General features: G+C 51.9%; 21 protein-coding genes. 5 read left to right on the top strand and 16 right to left on the bottom strand.

Going from position 1 to position 19,579, the window contains the following annotated elements; all coding sequences use genetic code 11:
* The first annotated feature begins 118 nt into the window (after nucleotides 1–118).
* Both MJZ26_06500 and MJZ26_06495 read left to right on the top strand, forming a co-directional pair.
* Nucleotides 119–1,012, top strand: coding sequence for a TIGR02147 family protein (locus MJZ26_06500; protein ID MCQ2105424.1), 894 nt, complete (start codon nucleotides 119–121; stop codon nucleotides 1,010–1,012).
* Entirely contained in the window at nucleotides 1,005–2,393 is a 1,389-nt protein-coding gene (locus MJZ26_06495) for a LamG domain-containing protein (GenBank protein MCQ2105423.1), read from the top strand. Before MJZ26_06500 ends, MJZ26_06495 begins: the two co-directional genes overlap by 8 nt.
* Before the next feature lie 117 nt (nucleotides 2,394–2,510).
* Here the strand turns inward: MJZ26_06495 and MJZ26_06490 are convergent, their stop codons facing one another.
* Complete coding sequence (locus MJZ26_06490; GenBank protein MCQ2105422.1) at nucleotides 2,511–2,708, bottom strand: ferredoxin; 198 nt, start codon at nucleotides 2,706–2,708, stop codon at nucleotides 2,511–2,513.
* 156 nt (nucleotides 2,709–2,864) lie between these two features.
* On the opposite strand from MJZ26_06490, the gene argB reads away from it, so the two are divergent.
* A complete protein-coding gene (gene argB, locus MJZ26_06485) occupies nucleotides 2,865–3,656 on the top strand; it encodes an acetylglutamate kinase (protein ID MCQ2105421.1) in 792 nt (263 codons plus the stop codon).
* Between the two features lie 131 nt (nucleotides 3,657–3,787).
* Nucleotides 3,788–4,981, top strand: coding sequence for an acetylornithine/succinylornithine family transaminase (locus tag MJZ26_06480; protein ID MCQ2105420.1), 1,194 nt, complete (start codon nucleotides 3,788–3,790; stop codon nucleotides 4,979–4,981).
* A 111-nt stretch (nucleotides 4,982–5,092) separates the two neighbouring features.
* Here MJZ26_06480 and MJZ26_06475 read toward each other — a convergent pair whose 3' ends face one another.
* Complete coding sequence (locus MJZ26_06475) at nucleotides 5,093–6,601, bottom strand: B12-binding domain-containing radical SAM protein (protein ID MCQ2105419.1); 1,509 nt, start codon at nucleotides 6,599–6,601, stop codon at nucleotides 5,093–5,095.
* A 144-nt stretch (nucleotides 6,602–6,745) separates the two neighbouring features.
* Between MJZ26_06475 and MJZ26_06470 the strand changes: the two genes are divergently transcribed.
* Nucleotides 6,746–7,285 (top strand): toxin-antitoxin system YwqK family antitoxin, encoded by a 540-nt coding sequence (locus MJZ26_06470; protein MCQ2105418.1) that lies wholly within the window; start codon nucleotides 6,746–6,748, stop codon nucleotides 7,283–7,285.
* A gap of 16 nt (nucleotides 7,286–7,301) precedes the next feature.
* On the opposite strand, the gene MJZ26_06465 is transcribed toward MJZ26_06470, so the two are convergent.
* The 14 genes from MJZ26_06465 to argF all read right to left on the bottom strand — a co-directional run bounded on the left by MJZ26_06465 (nucleotide 7,302) and on the right by argF (nucleotide 19,168).
* The gene (locus MJZ26_06465; protein ID MCQ2105417.1) at nucleotides 7,302–8,144 is read right to left on the bottom strand and encodes a metallophosphoesterase; all 843 of its coding nucleotides are present in this window, start codon (nucleotides 8,142–8,144) and stop codon (nucleotides 7,302–7,304) included.
* Nucleotides 8,141–8,860 (bottom strand): rRNA pseudouridine synthase, encoded by a 720-nt coding sequence (locus tag MJZ26_06460; protein MCQ2105416.1) that lies wholly within the window; start codon nucleotides 8,858–8,860, stop codon nucleotides 8,141–8,143. Before MJZ26_06460 ends, MJZ26_06465 begins: the two co-directional genes overlap by 4 nt.
* 106 nt (nucleotides 8,861–8,966) lie before the next feature.
* Nucleotides 8,967–9,974 (bottom strand): phosphatase, encoded by a 1,008-nt coding sequence (locus MJZ26_06455; GenBank protein ID MCQ2105415.1) that lies wholly within the window; start codon nucleotides 9,972–9,974, stop codon nucleotides 8,967–8,969.
* 1 nt (nucleotide 9,975) lies between these two features.
* Nucleotides 9,976–10,344, bottom strand: a complete 369-nt coding sequence (locus tag MJZ26_06450; GenBank protein ID MCQ2105414.1) for a hypothetical protein — start codon at nucleotides 10,342–10,344, stop codon at nucleotides 9,976–9,978.
* 91 nt (nucleotides 10,345–10,435) lie between these two features.
* Nucleotides 10,436–10,840 carry a hypothetical protein gene (locus MJZ26_06445; GenBank protein ID MCQ2105413.1) on the bottom strand — a complete coding sequence of 135 codons (405 nt, stop codon included), beginning with the start codon at nucleotides 10,838–10,840 and terminating at the stop codon, nucleotides 10,436–10,438.
* Between the two features lie 200 nt (nucleotides 10,841–11,040).
* Nucleotides 11,041–11,793, bottom strand: a complete 753-nt coding sequence (locus tag MJZ26_06440) for a PorT family protein (GenBank protein MCQ2105412.1) — start codon at nucleotides 11,791–11,793, stop codon at nucleotides 11,041–11,043.
* Nucleotides 11,794–11,901: 108 nt separating this feature from the next.
* Nucleotides 11,902–12,645 (bottom strand): 3-methyl-2-oxobutanoate hydroxymethyltransferase, encoded by a 744-nt coding sequence (gene panB, locus MJZ26_06435; protein MCQ2105411.1) that lies wholly within the window; start codon nucleotides 12,643–12,645, stop codon nucleotides 11,902–11,904.
* Nucleotides 12,624–13,397, bottom strand: a complete 774-nt coding sequence (gene recO / locus MJZ26_06430; GenBank protein MCQ2105410.1) for a DNA repair protein RecO — start codon at nucleotides 13,395–13,397, stop codon at nucleotides 12,624–12,626. The genes panB and recO overlap by 22 nt, the downstream gene beginning before the upstream one ends.
* A gap of 18 nt (nucleotides 13,398–13,415) precedes the next feature.
* The gene (locus tag MJZ26_06425) at nucleotides 13,416–13,775 is read right to left on the bottom strand and encodes a histidine triad nucleotide-binding protein (GenBank protein MCQ2105409.1); all 360 of its coding nucleotides are present in this window, start codon (nucleotides 13,773–13,775) and stop codon (nucleotides 13,416–13,418) included.
* A gap of 40 nt (nucleotides 13,776–13,815) precedes the next feature.
* Entirely contained in the window at nucleotides 13,816–15,177 is a 1,362-nt protein-coding gene (gene bioA / locus MJZ26_06420) for an adenosylmethionine--8-amino-7-oxononanoate transaminase (protein MCQ2105408.1), read from the bottom strand.
* A gap of 30 nt (nucleotides 15,178–15,207) precedes the next feature.
* On the bottom strand, nucleotides 15,208–16,185 hold the full coding sequence (gene bioB / locus MJZ26_06415; protein MCQ2105407.1) for a biotin synthase BioB: 978 nt from the start codon (nucleotides 16,183–16,185) through the stop codon (nucleotides 15,208–15,210).
* A 177-nt stretch (nucleotides 16,186–16,362) separates the two neighbouring features.
* Nucleotides 16,363–16,881, bottom strand: coding sequence for a PaaI family thioesterase (locus tag MJZ26_06410; protein MCQ2105406.1), 519 nt, complete (start codon nucleotides 16,879–16,881; stop codon nucleotides 16,363–16,365).
* A gap of 21 nt (nucleotides 16,882–16,902) precedes the next feature.
* Nucleotides 16,903–17,604, bottom strand: a complete 702-nt coding sequence (locus MJZ26_06405) for a type 1 glutamine amidotransferase (protein MCQ2105405.1) — start codon at nucleotides 17,602–17,604, stop codon at nucleotides 16,903–16,905.
* 610 nt (nucleotides 17,605–18,214) lie between these two features.
* Nucleotides 18,215–19,168 (bottom strand): ornithine carbamoyltransferase, encoded by a 954-nt coding sequence (gene argF / locus MJZ26_06400; GenBank protein MCQ2105404.1) that lies wholly within the window; start codon nucleotides 19,166–19,168, stop codon nucleotides 18,215–18,217.
* Nucleotides 19,169–19,579 lie beyond the last annotated feature (411 nt).

Genomic DNA, 19,579 nt, shown 5'->3' with positions numbered 1-19,579 from the left:
GGACTTTTTTGTGTAAAAACGCCTGAATGTGTAAAAATTATGTGTAAAATTTAAAGCTGTATCGATAAAATGAGTGCTAATGCTTGCTAAATGTGTAAAAATTATTTATTTTAAAGGCATGTGTATAGCGCTTGACAACTTGTACGATTATGACGACTTCCGCAAGTTCCTGCAGGATTATTTCGAGGAACAGAAGAAAATGCGCGCGGTCTTCTCTCATCGTTTTTTCGCCGCCAAGGCCGGCTTCAGCAGTTCTTCTTACTGCCTGAACGTAATTCGTGGCCGTTTCAATTTGACTCCCAAGTCTATTGAAAAACTTTCCAAGGCAATGGACTTTGAACCGCTTCAGCGAGCCTACTTTGAGGCTCTGGTGCAGTACAATCAGGCGCACCAGGTGGATGAACGCGAAAGCGCCTGGGAACAGATTGTCAATATCCGCAAGCGTATTGAATTTACCCACGTGACACATCGTGAGCAGGCTTACTTTAGCAAGTGGTATTATCCGATTATTCGAGAACTGGTGGTAAACCCTTCCTGGAACGGAGACTACATGACGCTTGCCCGTACCGTGGAACCTCAGATTACCACTGAGGAGGCTCGCGATGCAGTGAAGAACCTGCTGGAGTGGGGCTTGATTCGTGAGGTTCCTGCAGAAGAGCTTTCCGGGGATGGCAAGGGCCCTGGTACGGCACGTCCACGCTTTGAGGCTACCGCGCAGATGCTGGACGCAACCCAGATTCCTCCCATGGCACTGCGTCAGATTAGACGCGAATACATGCAGCATGCCATAGGCTCTGTGGAATCTAAGCCCAAAAATGAACGTTTTGCAGCCTTTACTACTCTAGCCATGAGCGAGAGTTCCTATAATTATGCTGTGGAAATTCTTGAAGAAGCACGCCGAAAGATTATTTCCAAGGCGGCAAATGATATGAATGTGGAACGTGTATACGAGATGATGCTGGTTGCTTTCCCCATGAGCAAGAAGATGGAACCGGAGGTGCACCATGAGTAACAAGATTTCATGTTTGAAGAAGGCTCGCAAGCGCTCCTTTGCATTTGCGGTAAGTGGCTTGTTTGCTTTGGTTTTGTGCGGCTGCGGTGACTCCGGATCCGATGGCAATGTGGCGGGTGGTGTAACCGACATCGGTAATTCCGTGGCAACAACCGAAATCGCAGGTGTCGTGACCAGCTTTGATGGCGCCATTGTTCCTAGTGCCCGTGTGGTTGCCTACTATGATGCCTGGGACCAAACTTCCGCCAAGGATTCCGTAGAGGCCTACTCTAACGACAATGGTGAATTCACCATGATGGTAGACAGTACGCAGAACCTGGTCTTGTTTGCGGAACATAATGGAGACTGCGGCCTTTCCAAGGCATCCTGGTCGGAAAACAATGAACTGAAGGTTGGCTCCCGCAAGCGCCTCGAAAGCCGTGTGGAAGGGGTTTCTTCAGGTTACATGCGCATCGTTGGTATGGACCAGGTGGCTGCCATTGATTCCGATGGATCTTTCTCTTTCGATTCTGTTCCCCCTGGCGAAATCTCCCTTGTTTATGTGAAGGATGACAAGCCCCAGGCACGTCTGGATTTCAAGACCGTAGATGACCGCCATTCCATCAAGCTTCCTCCCATGGAGCATAACCGCGATAACGGCGACTTCTTGACAAGTCCGGATTTCTCCAACGGCGTGTACGGTGTTGATTTTGATCATCCGGTGGAACATCATGATTCCATGTCCATGATTATCAGCATGGAAGGTGGTGAGTTCGTTTTTGATAATGACTCCACCCCCTCTTGGAATGTGGACTATGTGGAAGGTTTGTTCGGCAAGGCGATTTCCTTGAAGCCGGGCCAATTCATTGGCATGGGCGACATGGACGTTACTGCCGGTGATTATACCTTTGCACTTTGGACGAAGTGGAATGGTCCCAATGGACAGCACCAGATTCTATTCAGCCAGCGTGCCTACTGGAGTGATTCTACTTCCAAGTGCCAGTGGCATTATGATAATGAGGTTGGCAGCTTTGCGATGATGAAGAGTTCTCCTAAGACTCCGACTGCAGTCTACTTTGGCGATTCTTCCTTAGTTCCTGTTGGTCAGTGGACATTCCTGGCTCTGGTTTCCCGTGGAGGAATGGTTACCATGTACGTAAATGGGGAGCCGGTGGCGATACACAGCGACGACGTAAAAACTGTTTATTCTGTAGAGTTCAAACCCAACAAATTGGATAGGCCTGTACCCTTCCGTATCGGTGGAAACGAAATCGATACCGAAACCTGGAACGGTCTGATTGATGAAGTCTATATTGAAAATTACGCACAAAGTGCCGAGTGGATCAAGTCCATTTACGGCATGATGAACAGACCCCCCAAGGACAAGAATCCAGCACGCTAGCTTGCGTAAGCCTTTTGGGCGAGTGGCTGTTTGTAAGGTACATTGCAAGGCATAAAAAAGCCTCCCTTCGATGAAGGGAGGTTTTTAAATCTTTTACAGATTCTGTACAAGAAAAGATTACTCGTACTTGATCACGCCTGCCGGGCAGCCGTCTGCAGCGTCCTTGATTTCGCTTTCGTAAGCAGAGAAATCAACGCCTTCCTTGACAGTCATCTTTTCGGGAACGGTGAAAACTGCATCGCAAGTAGCTTCGCAAGCGCCGCAGGATACGCATTCGTCGGAAGATTCGTCGAGCCAAACCTTAGTAATTGCCATAGTATACCTCTTTGGGGTTGAATTAAAAGTACTCTTTAAATATAACAAAAAGCATTGAGTCTGCACAATGTTTTGCTAAATTTTCTTGTACTGAATAACAGCGGATTGGCCCTAGGTAGGGGCGATTCGCATAACCAAGTGAGGACATCACAGAAAATGAAAAAAGTGGTTGTAAAAATTGGTGGCAGCCTGGCTATTGACGAAGCCAAGTTGGCCGATTTTGTGGCAGCAGTTTCCAAGCTTCCGGCTATGGGCTGCCAGGTCGCCGTTGTACACGGTGGTGGCAAGGACATTAACGAAAATATCGCCCTGCTGCGAGAACAGCCCACTTTTATCGATGGCCTCCGAGTAACTACACCCGGCATTATGAAGATGGTGGAGATGACCCTCTCCGGCCACGTGAACAAGAAACTGGTCCGCATGCTCGAAAGCAATGGCTGCGATGCAGTAGGCATTTCTGGTGTCGACGCAAAGCTCTTCGAAGTTGAAAAGAAGCAGGGCAAGGTTGATCTTGGTCTGGTAGGCGAAGTCAAGAAGGTTAATCCCAAGATTGTTGAAGCCTTGTGGTCTGCAGGTATGGTTCCTGTAGTGAGCCCCATTTCCATTGGTCCCGACGAAAATGGCAACAACGTCAGCTGGAACGTGAACGCAGACACCGCTGCAAGCGAACTGGCGGTGGCACTTCAGGCTGACCAGTTCGTGCTGGTGAGCGATGTTCCGGGCGTCATGGACGAAACCAAGACAGTCATTCCCGAACTGACTAATGACGCCGCAGAAAAGCTGATTGAAACTGGCGTCATCAACGGCGGTATGATTCCCAAGGTTCGCGAAAGCTTCAAGTCTATCGATCGCGGTCTCAAGTCCATTCACATCGTGGGCTGGAAGGATGCTGAACATTTCGTGAAGCAGATCAACGGCGAACTGAACTACGGAACGATTTTAGGATAATTAAAAATTAACAATGAACGATGAACAATGATAATAGTGGCGCTTCGCGCTTTTTAAGAAGACGCCGAAGGTGTGATTGTAGCATTTTTCATTTTTCACTTTTCATCGTTCATTAACCGAAGGTTTTTATTATGAGTTTTTTAGAACAGGATAAGAACGTCATTGCCCCGCTGTATGGCAAGGCTGACATTGAAATTGTAAAGGGGGTCGGCTCTTACCTCATCGACTCCAAGGGCGACAAGTACCTGGACTTCGTTGCAGGTATTGCCGTGAACGCCCTGGGCCATCAGAACAAGGCTATCAAGGATGCTGTGATGAAGCAGATGGATTGCTTCAACCACATCTCCAACCTTTATGTGAATATGCCCCAGGTTGAACTGGGCAAGAAGCTTTTGGAAATCACTGGTTTCGACAAGGCTTTCTTCTGCAACTCCGGTACCGAAGCTAACGAAGGTGCCATCAAGTTTGCTCGTAAGTACTTCGATCGCAAGGGTGAAGCCAACAGGCTGAAGATCATCACCTTCGTGAACAGCTTCCATGGCCGTACTTTCGCCGCCCTTTCTGCAACTGGTCAGCCGGCTCTGCGTCAGGGCTTCGGCAACATGCCGGGCGACTTCGTTCATGTGACTTGGAATGACTGCGCTGCCCTGAAGGCCGAAGTCAACAAGGACACCTGCGCCATCATGTTGGAATCTCTGGCTGCTGAAGGCGGCGTCATGACTCTGTCCGCAGAAATGGTAGAAACCATCAACAGCCTCCAGAAGGAATTCGGTGTGCTGGTGATCGTCGACGAAGTTCAGGCTGGTTGCGGCCGTCTGGGAACTTTCCTTGGCTTTGAAAAGTACGGCCTCAAGCCGGACCTGGTAACTCTTGCCAAGGGTATCGGTGGCGGCCTCCCCCTGGGTGGCGTGCTGCTCCGTCAGAAGATTGCCGATGAACTGAAGGCCGGCGACCACGGTACTACTTTCGGTGGTAACCCCATCGCTTGCGCTGCAGGTCTCGCTGTGGTGAACCAGGTTGCAGAACCTGCCCTGCTGAAGAATGTCGCAGAACGTTCCGCGCAGATTCGCACCGCTTTGGCTGACATCAAGGCCAAGTACAGTGCCATCAAGGAAATCCGCGGTGAAGGCCTTATCGTTGGCCTCGCTCTGGATGATACACTTCCGGTGGGTAACGTTGTGGCTGCAGCCCGCGCAGAAAAGCTCATGGTGCTTTCCGCAAAGGGCAACGTGCTGCGTATGCTTCCGCCGCTGAACATCAGCGCTGCCGAAGTGGACGAAGCCATGGCCAAGCTCGCCAAGGCTTTCGCCTCTGTTGCGAAGTAGCAGCTAGCTCTCGGCAGTTGTATAATTAAAAAGCCCTCGACTTCAATCGCGGGCTAAAAAGAAAAGGACTCGCATTTCGCGAGCCCTTTCTTATATTCTGTGGGTTTTCCTCTACGGCTTGATCGTCGGGGCCTGTCTTGCAACAGGAGCCAACTCGCCGTGCTTGCGGAACAGGTGCTTGACCAGGGTATTGAAACCACGGAACACGCGGTAGCGTTCACGGGGATTCTTGATGGCCATGATGCCCTGACGCCAGATGTAGCTGGGACGCAGGTAGAACTCGCGGCGAGCCTTGTCGCAGAAGTCCACCAGAGCCTGGCTGGTCAGTTCGCCACGCTGGATGGTAGTACGGTGGAAGCCGTCCTTGTCCAACCACTGGTTGTAATCCTTGGTCTGCAGGGCGCCGCTTTCAAGAGCCTCCTTGTAAGCTTCGGTGCCGGGATAGGCCATGATGGGGTAGAACTGAGCCGTGTTGGGGTTCAGCTTCTTGGCGTAGTCCAGAGTCATGCGGAGAGTCTGGGGAGTATCGCCGGGATTACCCACCATGAAGCAGCCGTGAACCAGGAGCCCTGCCTTGCGAGCGTTCTTGGTGAACTCGACTGCCTTGTCGGTATTCTTGATGCCCTTCTTGATGTTCTGCAGAACTTCGGGGGAAGCGCTTTCGAAGCCGACGCACATTTCGCGACCGCCGGCCTTCTTCATCAGCTTCAGCAGTTCCAGGGGAACGTCGGCACGGGCGTTGCAGCTCCAGGTAATCTTGAGACCGCGTTCAAGGATCAGGTTGCAGATTTCACGAACGTGTTCGTGGTTTGCGGTAAAGGTGTCGTCTTCGAAGAAGACTTCGCCAAGGTCCTCGAAATTTTCCTTGATGTACTGCAGTTCGTCCACCACGTCCTTGGGGTCGCGCATACGGAACTTGTGACCGTTCAGGGTCTGGGGAATGACGCAGTAGCTGCAGTGGTTGGGGCAACCACGACCGCTCAGAATGACAATCAGCGGATTCAGGTTGGCGCCATAGAAATACTTCTTGTAGCAGCTGTAAAGGTGCTTGCGGTAAACCTTACTTACCCAGGGCAGTTCGTTCAGGTTCTCGATCTTCGGGCCTTCGGGCTGGAAGTCCACCTTGCCTTCGGCAGTACGGTAGGCAAGACCCGGGAACTGACCGATGGGGGCGGCACCTTCATCACCACGGAGGGCGCGAACCAGGTTACGGCTGGTGTAGTCTGCTTCGCCGATAATCACGTAGTCCAGGGCCGGTTCCATTTCCATGGATTCAAGGGGTTCGGCGGTTGCGTGGGTTCCCATGATGGCAACCTTGACGCCGATTTGTTCCTTGATTGCCTTTACAACCTTAAGATCATTTAAAATACTGGGAGTACTGGTACTGCAGATAACCAGGGCGGGGTCAAATTTCTTGATGCCTTCCAGGGTCTGTGCAAGATCCAGTTCCATGGCGGGGCTGTCGATAAGCTGAATTTCGTTGCCGTCTGCTTCAACGGTGCCGGCGGCATAGCTTAGGAACATGGGCCAATAAAGAGTACTGGACTTGGTCACGCATGGACTGCGGGACTCGCGACTGAACATCGGATGGAAGGGCGGGTTTAAAAAAGTAATACGCATAATCTCTCGCAAAATACATAATTCTAGGGAATTATGCTACATTATACGCAAATGAAAACCATTTTTTGCCACCTAATTCTTTGTTGCTGCCTAGCTGCCGTGGCTGGATTTGCCCAGGGGGGAGATTCCCTTGCCCAAACAGGTATGGCTCCCGCGCTTGACACGATCCGGACGACCTTTGCGGATGGTTCTGTAGCCCGAGTCTATACGGTGCGTGCGGGAACCGTAATCCGAGAAGGGGTAGCTATCAGTTACCATCCCAACGGAAAGGTGGCGGTGGAGGCTCCCTACAAGAACGGCAAGCTTGATGGTGTCTTCCGCAGCTACTTCGAAAGCGGAAAGATCTGGCAGACCATCGGGTACAAGGAAGATGTTGAGGAAGGTATTACCACCATCTACTTTGAAAATGGCAAGAAGAAAAAGAAGGAAATCTATTCCCAGGGAATTCTGAACGGAGTTGCCGAGGAATACTATGACGATGGCAGTCTTTTCCGCAGCCTGCCCTATGAACGGGGCCTGCTGAAGGGCGTTGCAAAGATTTATGACCAGACGGGCCTTCTAAAGGAAGAAATGACCTTCGACAAGGGGCTTCGTCATGGACCTTACCGTAAGTACAACAAAGGCCTCAAGGTCTTTGAGGCCAAGTTTGACAGAAACCGCTGTGTAGAAAACTGCGATTTCTAGCGGCAAACTTTTGGAATTAATAGCCGGCCCATTCTGCAGCGATGCTGGGGCTGGCCTTTCTTATTTTCTCTGCTTCGGGGCTGTCGTCTGCAACGCCAATGTCGCCGTTGGCGATGGCAGCCTTGATGTCGGCAAAGCTCTTGGGTTGCTGCTGCTCGGGAAGCTTGTCTCCCGGTACCATGCAGGGGGCGTCTACGGCAGTCTTTGCCTTGTCCTTGACGGGGGAGTATTCCCTGGCGGCAGGGACTTCGTAGAACTTGTCTTCCTCGGGGCACCATGCGGTAAGTCGCTTGCCGTAGACGCAGCCGGAGTCAAGCCCGATGAAGTGGGGCCTGCGATCGACGAAACCCATCTTGGCCCAGTGTCCGAAGACTACGGTCTTGTTCCACTGGACTTGATCGAACCAGGGTTTGTCTTCCCAATAGCGGATGGAGAGTATGACCTTGGGATCCATGTCCTCCAGGCGGGTCTTGCCCGGCTCCAGGCCGGCGTGAACCAGCAGGGCATGTGGCGTATCGCGCCAGAGAGGCCAGGTCTTGACTTCTTCCAGAATGTATTTCCAGGCTTCTAGAGGGAGGCGGGCGAAGCGGGCCCGTTGCTTGTCGGTCCATTCGCTTTCGTCGGTTGCCATCATACGGATCAGGTGCTCTTCGTGATTGCCTCGTACCGTAAGGATGCCGTTGTCCTGGATGAACTTAAGGGCCCGCATCATATCGGGACCTTTATTGATGATGTCTCCCGTCTGGTAAAGGGTGTCCTTACCGCGGACGAAACCGAAGGCGTCTACGATACGTTCCAGTTCATCGGCGCAGCCGTGAACGTCCCCGATGTAGAGGGTTCGCGCTCCGTTATTTGTCATATGTGAACCGCCTGACGAAGCTTGTTCATTTCGTCTGCGGTCAGTTCGCGGAATTCGCCGGCGGGAAGGTCGCCCAGCTGGAGCCTGCAGTAGCTCACACGCTTAAGGTCGCGGATCTCGTATCCGACAGCACGCATCATACGGCGGATTTCGCGGTTTTTGCCTTCGATGAGAACCAGTTCTGCAAAACCGTTTTCCAGATAGATGTCTGTAGCGAAGGCGATTTCTTCTTCGGACGCGCCTTCTTCGCGGATGTCTACGCCATCTACAAGTTTCTGTGCGGCATGTTCACTGAGGGGGCGGTCCGTCCACACGAAGTAGCTGCGGGGGATCTCGAAGCTGGGGTGGGTTAGGCGGTGAAGCAGTTCGCCGTCGTCGGTAAAAAGCAACAGGCCGCGACTCTGCAAGTCCAGTCGTCCAACGTACTTCAGGGTGTGATATCCCGGAGGAAGGTAGTCGTAAACGGTCTGACGGCCCTGGGGGTCGTCCTTGGTGCAGACGCAACCGGCGGGCTTGTGGAACATGATGGTAGTAGTCTTCCTAGGAAGGCGTACAGCCTTTCCGTCAATGACCACCTGGTCCTTTTCTTCGTCAACCTGGTGACCGAGGTCGCTGATGACTTCGCCATTGACCATGACTCGTCCGTCTTCAATCAGGGCGTCTGCGCCACGGCGGCTTGCGATACCGCATAAAGAAATGAATTTATTGATTCTCATTTTATCTTCCTTGCAACTTCACAGCTGGAACTTTATCAATTAACAATGAATAATTAACAATGAATAATGAAGGATTTTTCATCTTTCATTTTTCATCTTTCATTTTTCATTTTTCATCTTTTCCCTCTTCGCTTTCCGCTTTCTTCATCCAGGGTGGAATGCGCTTGGCCTTTGGCTTGGGTTCGGGTTCTGCCTCGGGCGGGTACAGCAGTCCGAATCTGAGTCCGGCGGTGCTGATCTTGAAACTTTCGACGCGGAGTTTTTCAAGTAGGGACTTGAGCCAGTAAAGACCGCAGATGATGACGTCGTGTCGGCCGTTTTCCAGGCCGGGAAGCATGGCTCGCAGTTCCCTGGACAGGTTTGAAATTCGGGTAGTGACGGCGTCGAGGTCGTTGATGGTCAGTTCCAGGCCTTCGATGGCCTTGTAGTCGAACTGGGCCTTGTTCAGGTAGACCATGGCGAGAGCGGTTGCTGTACCGCCAATCAGGTAGACCTGCTTCTTGGTCATGCCCTTGAAGCTAACTTCCTTGAAGGTTTCCTTGACAAACTTCTTGTATTCAGGGCCGGGAATGGGGCCCATTTCCTTGAACATCTTGAGGGCGCCTACGGGAATGGAGAATGTGGTTTCCCCATTGGATAGTTCCGTGGAACCGCCACCGATGTCTACTGTAACGATGTCGGAGCCGTGCCATTCGCGTACGGAGCGGAAGGTAAGCTTGCCTTCTTCCTCGCCGGAGATAACACGGGGCTTGACCCAGAGGGCCTTTTCCACAGCCTCGATGACTTCGTCGGGATTGCTGGCCTTGCGCATGGCTTCTGTCATGGCGGCGGCCTTAAGGTCTGCGCCGAGGGCGTGAAGGTCCATGCGGAACTTGGTCATGATACGGGTCAGTTCCTGAATGCGGGCTTCACTGATGGCGCCTGTCTCGTAGATGTCCTCTCCCAGACGGCAGACTTCTACCTTCTGGAGCTTGGGGACTAGAACCTTGCGGGGAACCGCTTGTTCTTGTTGCTCCCCGGCGGTTTCGACTGCGGGGGCGTCTTCGAAGGCGGCAATCAGCAGGATGCAGCTGTGGCTTCCGATATCAACGGTGGCCTGGAGCTTGTTTTCCATGTTAGGCCTCGCTGTCTTCCTTGTTTTCTTCGGACTTCTCGGCGACCTTGGCTTCGGCGGCCTTCTTGATGACGCCTGCCTTGATCTTTTCGGCGAGCTTGGCGGGATTGGTTAGGAATTCCTTGGCGGAAACGATGGCTTCTTCGACGATGGAGTCGGGGTATCTACCAACCCAGCTGGCCACCAGGTCGCCGGAGGTGCTGCCCAGTTCCTTACCCTCGCGGAGTTCCTGCCCCATCTTGAGTGCCAAAAGCAGTCCCAGCTCAAAGGCGCGGGGCTCTGACTTTCCTTCCAGGAGTTTTTCGACGCGGGTAATACGTTCTTCAAAGGGAACGTTTTCAAGTTCTGCAAGATCTTTTTCGGAAATCATGACCTAAAGATAAAAAAACAGAGTCCGCAGGTGCGGACTCTGCCCAACAAAGGAGTAAGCGTTGGTTAAGCTTTTTTGTTGAGAGAGAGAATTACTTCTTCTTAGCAGGAGCCTTCTTAGCGGGAGCCTTCTTGGCAGCAGCCTTCGGAGCAGCCTTCTTAGCAACCGGCTTGGCGGCAGCCTTCGGAGCGGCCTTCTTAGCAGCAGCCTTCGGAGCAGCCTTCTTAGCAACCGGCTTAGCAGCAGCCTTCGGAGCAGCCTTCTTAGCGACCGGCTTAGCAGCAGCCTTCGGAGCAGCCTTCTTAGCAACCGGCTTAGCAGCAGCCTTGGGGGCGGCCTTCTTTGCAGCGGGCTTAGCAGCAGCCTTCGGAGCAGCCTTCTTAGCAGCAGCCTTGGGGGCAGCCTTCTTTGCAGCGGGCTTAGCAGCAGCCTTAGCTACAACCTTCTTAGCAGCCGGCTTAGCGGCAGTCTTCTTAGCAACTTTCTTTTCAGCCATTTTATTCTTCCTTATGGTGATTGATTGTGAATTAGATGTACATAAAAATAACCTTTATTTCACAAATAATCAACACCTTTTTTCAAAAAAAATAAAAAAAGTTTGTATTTAGCATACAAACTTTTAAGAAGACGTTTATGTGTATTTGTTTAGTTTATCTGTAACAAGCTTCTGCAACAGGAATTTTTGTTCGTGCTGTTCTAGATGAACCAGTAGGTGGCGCCTACATTGAAGCTCATGTTACGGGGTTCAAAGTCGTTGTTGCTCTGGATTGCCATGAAGCCGAACAGAACATGAACGTCAATTTCCAAGGTTCCGGAACCAAGTTCAATAGGATAACCGCCACCGATGGTGAGCCCCATCACAAAACCGTTGGCTTCTTCGTTGAGAGATCCGTCTGTTGAGGTACTTACGTTAAAGGTCAGCTGCGGTCCGATTTCAGCAAAGCCGTTTTCGGGCAAGGTGTAGCGGCACATCAGGGGAACATCGATGTTAATCTGGGTAATGGAGGCTTCACCAAGAGGCTGTCTGTCTTCAACAAGGTCCATCTTATTCCACTTGTCGTTTACCAGATCCCTCATGAAGGTCTTCTTGGAAGAAACCAGGGTCAGGTCGGCAGAGTAGCTACGGTAGGCGAAAAGCAAATCAGCGCTGAGACCGATAGATTCGGTGAAGGGGAACAGCACTGCAAGGCCTGCATTGAAACCGATGTCCGACAAATTGTTGATGCCGTCCAGGTAGGTGCTGGTTACAGTCTTGGTTGTAACTTCGGTTTGCTCCAGCTTGGATATGGAAAGCTGTTCGTCTACACCCCATACAGTGTTGTAGCCAATGGCGGCGTGTCCACCGACTCGAATGCCCGTATTCTTGCTTTCTGCCAGGGCGTTTGTGCAAAACAGGAGCGAAAGAAGTCCTGCGGAAACCAACTTTATCCCGTACATTCCGATTTTCATAAAAAAATCCTTAACACGTTTATGATGTTAAGGAATATGTAATAAAAAAGGAGTGTTTTGTAAAGTAGCTTACGAGAAGATGGTTTGGATAGTTTGTACTACTTCGGGCTATTTCCCATTGACGTGGTTGACGTATTGGCGCATGCCTTCTACGCCGGCGCTGTACAGGTCGGCAAACTTGGTTGCAAAAGGCGGAATCTTACGGTTATGCATGCCTAGGGCGTCGTGCATCACAAGAACCTGGCCATCGGTGAACTTGCCTCCGCCAATTCCGATGGTGACCGCCTTTACCTGCTGGGTAATGGAAGTTCCAAGGGCTTCGGGGATATGTTCCAGCACGATTTCAAAGCAGCCGGCCTTGTCGGCCAGAAGACTTGCTTCCAGAATGGCTTTGGCTTCTTTGTCGGTCTGACCTTTTTGCTTGAAGTTTTCTGCGGTCTGGGGCAGAAGTCCGTGATGGGCGCAAATCTCGATGCCGTTTTCGCGGAGGATTTCGTATACGCCTGGGATGATGCCTTCCAGCTTGACGGAAGTGGCGCCTACGTCAAGGAATCGCTTTGCGTTTTCCAGAGCCTGGGCGGGGGTGTCGTAGCTTTGGTAGGGCATGTCGGCCACCACGTGGGTATTAGGGGCACCGCGACATACAGCTGCAGTAAAGATGAGCATTTCGTTCATGCCGACTTCGCGAGTGCTCTTGTATCCAAGCATGGTGTTGGCCAGGCTGTCTCCTACGAGAATCTGGTCTACACCGGCGGCTTCTGCCATTTGGGCAAAGGCGAAATCATAGGCGGTAATCATGGATACCTTTTCGCCCCGGATCTTTTTTTGCTTTATGTCATTTGCGGTGAGCATAGCTTTCTTATCTCCTGTAGCCATTGCAACGAATTAAGTTCTTTTAAAAAGCCCATGTGGTTCCTGAGGTAGGCCAGGAGGGCGTTCTCCACAAATTGCCGCTGGTCTGTTAGGGCTGCACCCTGACGATGATGGAGCATCCAGAGGCCGGCCAGAGTCTGTGGCTTTGCGCGAGGCGTGTCGCACCCGAGACAACCCTTGCATATCAGGCCCATAGTTTCCGGATGGAAGTCCCCGGCGGGTTCGGTAAGTTCCCGCTCGCATCGGCTGCAGGTTCCCAAGTCAAGATGATAGCCCCACAGGTCGCTTATATCCAGCAGGAACCTGGCGAATATATCCGGGAGGGGCTCGCCGCCTGCGGTTGGTGTATCCAGTTCCTCCAGGGCGTTGTTCAGCAGGTTGAACTCATCTTGCAGGGGAACGCCCTGGGGGGCGTATCGCATGATGATCTCGGTCATGACCTGTGCGATGGCTTGACTCATGAGGTTGTTCCGGAGGTTTCCACGCCAGCTGACGAGGGTTGCCTCCTTGACAAACTGAAGTCCGTTTCCATCGGCCTTTTGCGGATTCTGCCTGAAGACCACTTCGCTGAGGGACAGCGGATCCAAGGCTCCCCTGAAGGGGGATTCCTTACGCTTGGCTCCCTTGAGGATAAAAGACTCGATGCCGGTTTCTTCTGTCAGCGTCTTGACGATCCAGCTGGAATCGCTATACGGGAATCTGTGCAGAACAATGGCTCGTGACTTTATCATGGGTTGCCTGGAATCGGCCTACTTTGTGGGAGGGAACGGAGGCCAGCCCAGTTTCTGGCCGCCAACCACATGAAGGTGGATGTGGAATACGGTCTGGCCTGCGTCTTCCTTGGCGTTGAAAACGAAACGGGCACCAGATTCTTCGAGGCCCAGTTCCTTTGCAATGCGCTGGGCGTGGAACAAAAGCTTACCGACCAGTTCGCAGTCTTCGGCCTGCATTTCCATGAGGCTGGAGATGTGCTTCTTCGGGATCACCAGGAAGTGAACCGGAGCCTGGGGGGCAATGTCATAGAATGCGAAGACATCATCGTCTTCGTAGATTTTCTTGGAAGGGATTTCTCCCTTGGCAATTTTACAGAAAAGGCAGTTGTCACTCATAATGCTAATAAGGTAGTAATTATTGATGTAACGGGTCTATTTATTCGTGGAATTCGTCATCGCTGACGGGGCCTGGTTCGCACTGGCCTATCATCTTGATGGCTTCGCAAATTTGGTCAATTTCATTGTCGCTTGTAATGAGGGGCGGCATAGTATAGACGTAGTTGCAGAAGGGACGGAGCCACACGCCGGTTTCGCGAATCACACGGAGAATGTCGTCGCTAGTGGGGATAGCCTTCAGTTCTAGGCAGCCGATGGCGCCCAGCACGCGGACGTCTGCGGCGTTTTCCAGATTGCGGAGAGGTTCCAGGTTTGCGCGGAGGCGGTTTTCGATTTGCTTTACGCGGGCTTGGTAGTCTCGGCTTTCAAATAGGTTCAGGCTTGCGATGCCTGCGGCACAGGCCAGCGGGTTTGCCATGTAGGTGGGACCGTGCATGAAGGCGGAAATCTTGCTGTTGGTAATTGTGTCTGCCACCATTTCTGATGCGACGCAGGCCGCCATGGTGATGTGGCCGCCGGTAAGAGCCTTGCCGATGGTCATGATGTCCGGCAGGACGTCGGCGCAGTCTCCATAGGCGTTGGTGGAACTGCCTGCGGACCAGGCGTGTTCCATCCCGAAGCGGGGGCCGGTGCGGTAAAAGCCTGTGGCGATTTCATCGAAGATCAGCAGAATGCCTTTTTCGTCGCACAGCTTGCGCAGCCTCTTTAGGTAGCCGGCATTGTAAAGCCACATGCCGTTGCCGCCCTGAAAGACGGGTTCGCAAATGACAGCTGCAATTTCCTTTTCGTGTTCATTGACCACTGCTTCCATGGAGGCGAAGTCTGCGTCATTCCAAGGTTCGTCGGCGCGACAGTTGGGGCGTTCCGCAAAGTAGTGGTGGGGCATGATTCCGCGGAACAGTGTGTGCATTCCGTCGGGGTCGCTTAGGGCCATTGCACCTGCGGTGTCACCATGGTAGCCGCCCTTTAAAGCGACCAGCTTGCAGCGCTCGGGCTTTCCCAACGCATATTGGTACTGCACCGCCATCTTGGCTGCGCATTCCACGGCAATGCTTCCGGAGTCTGCATAGAAAATCTTGTTCAAACCCTTGGGTAGGAATTTCACCAACTTTTCGCCCAGTTCAATGGCGGGTTCGTGAGTGAATCCGCCGAACATCACGTGGCTCAGCTTTTCGCTTTGCTTGCGGATGGCTTCTGTAATTTCTGGGCAGTTGTGACCGTGTGCTACGCACCACCAGCTGGAAACAGCATCAATCAGATTCAATCCATCTGCGGTTTCAATGCGGGTGCCTTGTGCAGATTTTGCCAAAAAACGTGCAGGCGTATTCTTTAACGCTGCGTAAGGGTGCCACAGATGTTCTGCATCAAATGCCAAATTTTCGGCGAGACTTTTGCTGGACATATCGCGACTCCTAAAAACAGCTCCAAAAAATTAGTCTTCAATAAAGCCGTGGGGTTCAAAGCCCAGCTTGCGGACCAGTTCAAAGTCCTTGGCGCTCTTGACGCCGGAGGTGGTCAGCATGTCGTCGGTAATGGTTGCGTTTGCACCGCTCTTGAATGCGCGTTCGCCGTCGTCACCCAGAACGCCGCGGCCACCTGCCAAACGCAGGTATGCCTTGGGATTGATAAAGCGGTAGATGGCAACGATACGGCAGAATTCATCGTTGGTCACCTTAGGCAGATTTTCGAAGGGAGTTCCCGGAATGGCGTTCAATACGTTGATGGGGGTGGACTTTACGCCAAGTTCGCGAAGGTCGAGGCACATGTCGATGCGGTCTTCCATAGTTTCGCCAAGGCCCATAATGCCGCCGCTGCAAATTTCAAGACCTGCGGCCAGTGCGTTCTGCAAGACTCCGATCTTGTCGTCGTAAGTGTGGGTGGTGCAAACGTCGGGGAAGTGACGGCGGTAGGTTTCCAGGTTATTGTGGAAACGGGTAAGACCCGCAGCCTTTAGCTGGTCAAACTGTTCTCGATTCAAAAGTCCGCTACTCAAGCAGACGGAAAGCTTGGTTTCCTTCTTGATGCGGCGAATGGTTTCAGAAATCTGTTCCACATCATTCTTGGTCAAGGTACGGCCAGAAGTTACGATGGAGTAGCGGGGAATGCCTGCAGCTTCACGCTTCTTGGCATCTGCCAAGATTTCCTCGACGCTCAGTAGCTTGTATTCCGGAGCGCCGGTGTGGTAGTAGCTGGACTGCGCGCAGTATTTGCAGTTTTCGGAGCAGCGACCACTGCGGCCGTTGATGATGGAACAAAAATCAAAATTCTTTCCGTGGAGTTTTTCGCGAATTTCGTTTGCTGCACTGGTCAGTTCGTCCAAATCAGCGTCCAGCAACTTGATTGCGTCTTCGCGGGTGGTAACGTAATCTTCATTAAGAATCTTGCTCTTCAATTCTTGTACGAAAGACATAAAAACTCCTTGGCCCGCGGGCTTAATCTAAACGGCTTGAATTGTTTCTAGCGACGCGGTATTAAAACGTTTTTTCGACCCCTAATATAAAAAAAGCGGGGCTTGCCCGCTTATACTTTTTAATAATAACAGGCCATTGTCGTTATCTATGCTAGCCTGCTGATTTGGAGGAATGTCTTACCCGATGGAAATCTCTTTTACACCGTCTTCGATGAGGTAAGGCATTTCTTCGTGCATCACGGCACCGCTGGCAATTACCTTAGGGTCCAGGTGCAGGTAGTTGATGTCGCCATCGGCTAGGACGTTTCCATCCAAATCAAGAATGCTGGCGTGGGTCACAAAGAATCGGGAACTGAACTTGGTGATAACGCCCTTGCCGATAATGGGTGTGTTGTAGGGAACAGGCTTGCGGTACTTGGTTTCCAGGGACATGGTAACACCCCAGATATCCTCGTTGCCACCTTCCTTGGCCCACACGGCGCGGAGTCCCATTTCGTCCAGCATGGCGGTAATGAGTCCGCCGTGAACGCGACCGGGGTAGCTCTGGTGCTGCTCGCGATACTGGAACAATGTCATGACGCTGCCGTCTTCCATGTTGTAGAAGGGTGCTCGAACACCGTATTCGTTGTCAAGACCGCAGATCATGCACATCTTGCTGTTGCGCAGCTTGCTCACTACCTTGAAGATTTCGCTCATGAATCCTCCGTGGGGAACTCGCTACTTCTTTAACACAAAATCAAGAATCTTGACCAAGGCCTTGTTTGCCTTGTCCATGTTTGCTGCGCTGGCCTTTTTGATTTCAGCTGCGTTCTGTACAAACTTGCAACCTGCGCAGGCTTCAATTTCTTCGGCACCGTTCTTCAACATGCTTTCCATGGAATCATCGGTGACTTCAACATGGAACTGCAAGGCGATGGCACTGCCCAGCTTGAATGCCTGATTCTTGCAGGCTTCACTGCTGGCGAAAGATGTTGCCGCTTCGGGGATGTCGAAGGTTTCGCCGTGCCAATGGAAAGCCTGCAGTTTCTTGGGCAGGTCCAAAACCTTGTTGCCGCCTTCGACGCTAGCGTCAAAACTTACAGGAAACCAGCCAATCTCCTTTTCGGGATTTTTCTTGATGGCGGCGCCAAATGCGCTTGCAATCATCTGGGCTCCCAGGCAAATGCCGAGAAGAGGCTTGCCCAGTTGCACCATGTCGCGGCAGAGTTCCTTTTCGCGTACGAAATAGGGATGTTCAGTTTCGTCCAGGACACTCATGGGGCCGCCCATCAAAATGGCGAACTCAATTTCATCTTCGTGGGGAATCTTGTCGCCTGCGTAAAGGCGAATCAGGTGAACCTTGTGGCCCTTGGCTTCCAGGTAGGGGAGGATTGCTCCCGGGCCTTCGTATTCTACATGCTGAAAAATGTAAGTTTCCATAGAAAGACTCTTTTTCGATGGGTTGAAATATAATAAAGCGAATGGCGTTGACGATCATCATGCCGAATGTATCGCAGGTGTAAGAGGCTTGACTGCTATATCGGGCTGGCTAGGACTAATTTATTGAATCTGCGGGAATAGTCCTAGTTTGTGATGGGCTGGCTAGGACCAATTTACCGAATCTGCAGGAATAGTCCTAGCTTGTGATGAGCCGGCTAGGACCAATTTACCGAATCTGCGGGAATAGTCCTAGTTTGTGATGGGCTGGCTAGGACTAATTTGCCGAATCTGCGGGAATAGTCCTAGTTTGTGATGGGCTGGCTAGGACTAATATACCGAATCTGCGGGATTAGTCCTAATTTGCAACGTGCGCAACGAAATAAGTGCATCTGCAAGACGGGGCTTATTCTGTTTGGAGGTTTCAGCTGGCAAACAGAAATGTCTCCTGTTGAGGAGGCGTTGTCATACGCAGCATAAACGCCGCAAGTCCGTTGACTGCAAAAAAAAGACCCGCGATCTCTCGCGGGCCGAATTCTTGTGCATGCGTCACGCATGTCGTCCTAAGTGAACGTCGTGCGCGTCATTCCCGGCTTGACCGGGAACCTAGCAATTACTTGCCGAGTTCGCTAGTAGCGGTCATGACCTGCCACAGCACGGCCTTGTGGGCGTGGAGGCGATTTTCGGCTTCTTCGTAGCTCATGTTCAGGTCAAGGTTGTCCATCACTTCGTCGGTGATTTCGTCGCCGCGGTGAGCGGGCAGGCAGTGGGAAACCTTCACGTGAGACGGAGCGTACTTCAAAAGGTCTGCGTCGATGCGGAACGGCAGGAAGTGATTCTGCTTGGATTCCTTCTGACCTTCCTGACCCATGGAAACCCACACGTCGCTATAAAGGATGTCGGCGTCCTTGACAGCTTCCTTCGGGTCGTTAAATACGCGGTACTGGCAGCCGTGGCGCTTGAAGTCGGCCTGAGCTTCTTCGATCACGTGAGCCGGCTGTTCAAAACCCTTGGGGCAAGCCAAAGTAAAGTTCATGCCCACCTTGGAGCAGAGGGCGAGGAAAGAGTTTGCAACGTTGTTGCCGTCGCCGATGAAGGCCACAGTCTTGCCCTTCATACCGCCGAGATTTTCTTCAATCATCTGGGCGAAGGCGATAGCCTGGCAGGGGTGGTAGTCGTCGGTCAGGGCGTTCACAACGGGAATGGAACCGTATTCAGCCAGCTGTTCCACCAGGTCCTGCTTGAAGCAGCGGACAACGAGAGCGTTCACCCAGCGGGAAAGGCAGCGGGCCACATCCTTGATGGATTCGCGCTTGCCAAGACCGATGGAGTCCGGGGAGAGCAGCACGGCGTGGCCACCCAGCTGGTTCATGCCCACCTGGAAAGTAGTGATGGTTCGCAGAGACGGCTTTTCGAAGAACATACCGATGTTCTGGCCGTGAAGACGGTCGGAGACCTGGCCTGCATGGACTTCCTTTTTCAGGCGGGAAGCGATGGCTACGGTTTCGAGAATTCTTTCTTCGCTCCAGTCGGCGAGGCGGAGGAAGTGCTTGCTGCGATCAATCATTTTCTATTCCTTATTTTGGTGAGCTCAGGAACTGCTCGGTTGAAACTGGAAAGCCTTAATATACATCAAATATTTACAGAATGTGTAAAATTTCGATAAGTTTTAAGAAAATCCTAAAAACAAAAAAAACGAAAAACGGAGCTTGTCACTCCGTCTTTCAATTCCTTAACAGGAAAATCACAAGAGAATGCTAACGGAAATTAGCGAATTTTCTTCTTATGACGGTCACGACGACGGCGCTTCTTACGCTTGTGAGTCGCAATCTTCCTGCGCTTTCTTTTCTTTCCGCAAGGCATATTGTATCTCCGTTAAAGGTGAAACTTAAAATTGTGCCTCCAAATAGAGAAAAAAACAAGTCGTTTGTCAAGGGATAGGGGGGAAGTTTCCCCCTGGCTGCAGCCTTTTTTTACG

This window comes from Fibrobacter sp., assembly GCA_024398965.1.
In the GTDB taxonomy this organism is placed as follows: domain Bacteria; phylum Fibrobacterota; class Fibrobacteria; order Fibrobacterales; family Fibrobacteraceae; genus Fibrobacter.
This window is presented reverse-complemented; position numbering and strand designations above follow the sequence as displayed.

What these genes read in the sequence shown, in the direction of transcription:
- MJZ26_06500 (MCQ2105424.1), top strand. Translation starts at nt 119, where the DNA reads ATGTGTATAGCGCTTGACAACTTGTACGATTATGACGACTTCCGCAAG.
- MJZ26_06495 (MCQ2105423.1), top strand. Translation starts at nt 1,005, where the DNA reads ATGAGTAACAAGATTTCATGTTTGAAGAAGGCTCGCAAGCGCTCCTTT.
- MJZ26_06490 (MCQ2105422.1), bottom strand. Translation starts at nt 2,708, where the DNA reads ATGGCAATTACTAAGGTTTGGCTCGACGAATCTTCCGACGAATGCGTA.
- argB (MCQ2105421.1), top strand. Translation starts at nt 2,865, where the DNA reads ATGAAAAAAGTGGTTGTAAAAATTGGTGGCAGCCTGGCTATTGACGAA.
- MJZ26_06480 (MCQ2105420.1), top strand. Translation starts at nt 3,788, where the DNA reads ATGAGTTTTTTAGAACAGGATAAGAACGTCATTGCCCCGCTGTATGGC.
- MJZ26_06475 (MCQ2105419.1), bottom strand. Translation starts at nt 6,601, where the DNA reads ATGCGTATTACTTTTTTAAACCCGCCCTTCCATCCGATGTTCAGTCGC.
- MJZ26_06470 (MCQ2105418.1), top strand. Translation starts at nt 6,746, where the DNA reads ATGGCTCCCGCGCTTGACACGATCCGGACGACCTTTGCGGATGGTTCT.
- MJZ26_06465 (MCQ2105417.1), bottom strand. Translation starts at nt 8,144, where the DNA reads ATGACAAATAACGGAGCGCGAACCCTCTACATCGGGGACGTTCACGGC.
- MJZ26_06460 (MCQ2105416.1), bottom strand. Translation starts at nt 8,860, where the DNA reads ATGAGAATCAATAAATTCATTTCTTTATGCGGTATCGCAAGCCGCCGT.
- MJZ26_06455 (MCQ2105415.1), bottom strand. Translation starts at nt 9,974, where the DNA reads ATGGAAAACAAGCTCCAGGCCACCGTTGATATCGGAAGCCACAGCTGC.
- MJZ26_06450 (MCQ2105414.1), bottom strand. Translation starts at nt 10,344, where the DNA reads ATGATTTCCGAAAAAGATCTTGCAGAACTTGAAAACGTTCCCTTTGAA.
- MJZ26_06445 (MCQ2105413.1), bottom strand. Translation starts at nt 10,840, where the DNA reads ATGGCTGAAAAGAAAGTTGCTAAGAAGACTGCCGCTAAGCCGGCTGCT.
- MJZ26_06440 (MCQ2105412.1), bottom strand. Translation starts at nt 11,793, where the DNA reads ATGAAAATCGGAATGTACGGGATAAAGTTGGTTTCCGCAGGACTTCTT.
- panB (MCQ2105411.1), bottom strand. Translation starts at nt 12,645, where the DNA reads ATGCTCACCGCAAATGACATAAAGCAAAAAAAGATCCGGGGCGAAAAG.
- recO (MCQ2105410.1), bottom strand. Translation starts at nt 13,397, where the DNA reads ATGATAAAGTCACGAGCCATTGTTCTGCACAGATTCCCGTATAGCGAT.
- MJZ26_06425 (MCQ2105409.1), bottom strand. Translation starts at nt 13,775, where the DNA reads ATGAGTGACAACTGCCTTTTCTGTAAAATTGCCAAGGGAGAAATCCCT.
- bioA (MCQ2105408.1), bottom strand. Translation starts at nt 15,177, where the DNA reads ATGTCCAGCAAAAGTCTCGCCGAAAATTTGGCATTTGATGCAGAACAT.
- bioB (MCQ2105407.1), bottom strand. Translation starts at nt 16,185, where the DNA reads ATGTCTTTCGTACAAGAATTGAAGAGCAAGATTCTTAATGAAGATTAC.
- MJZ26_06410 (MCQ2105406.1), bottom strand. Translation starts at nt 16,881, where the DNA reads ATGAGCGAAATCTTCAAGGTAGTGAGCAAGCTGCGCAACAGCAAGATG.
- MJZ26_06405 (MCQ2105405.1), bottom strand. Translation starts at nt 17,604, where the DNA reads ATGGAAACTTACATTTTTCAGCATGTAGAATACGAAGGCCCGGGAGCA.
- argF (MCQ2105404.1), bottom strand. Translation starts at nt 19,168, where the DNA reads ATGATTGATCGCAGCAAGCACTTCCTCCGCCTCGCCGACTGGAGCGAA.